The sequence below is a fragment of the Palleronia caenipelagi genome, from assembly GCF_007004065.1.
In the GTDB taxonomy this organism is placed as follows: Bacteria; Pseudomonadota; Alphaproteobacteria; order Rhodobacterales; family Rhodobacteraceae; genus Palleronia; species Palleronia caenipelagi.
The window spans coordinates 1-630 of sequence record NZ_VFSV01000179.1 but is presented as its reverse complement, the minus strand read 5'-3'; the positions used below and the strand labels follow the sequence as shown (position 1 = coordinate 630).

The 630-nt window shown below is 70.8% G+C and carries 1 pseudogene; it reads left to right on the top strand.

The annotated features are described in order from the left end of the window. Nucleotides 1–111 precede the first annotated feature (111 nt). Nucleotides 112–630: pseudogene (locus tag FEV53_RS22000) on the top strand (collagen-like protein); the annotation flags it as partial.

Genomic DNA, 630 nt, shown 5'->3' with positions numbered 1-630 from the left:
GACGCGCTGCCCATCCCCTTTCCCGACACCCCTTACCTCACCCTCGCAGGCGAGATCGTCACCCTCGACGGTCAGCCGGTGATCGTGACCGACGCCTGACAGGAGACCCCCATGCCCGATCTCGCTCTCACCGACGGACAAAGCCTCGCCGCCGCCCTCGTGGCCCAGATCGATGCCCATCTGGGCAGCGGCACCTGGCGCAATGGCGTCATCGGCCATGCCTGGAGCCCCGAGACCGGAAAGATCACCCTGACCTTCGGCGATGGCACCTCGCTGGTCACCGGAGACATTCGCGGGCCTGAAGGTCCGCGCGCCCGCGACATCGTCTACCGCCTCCATGACGGGCAGGTCTTCTGGGCCTATGCCGGGGAGGCGGAAGAGACGCGGCTCTACAGCCTTGCGGATATCACCGGCCCGATCGGACCGGCAGGTCCCGCAGGCCCGGCCGGGGCCAATGGTGCTGATGGCGCTGATGGGGCGATCGGACCGCAGGGACCCGCCGGGGCCGATGGCGCGCCGGGGCCGCAGGGCGCGGTCGGACCCGCGGGGCCGGTGGGACCGCAAGGCCCCGAGGGACCCGAAGGCCCGCAAGGGGTGCCCGGCGTCAGCGAGGATCAGATCGAACTGAGC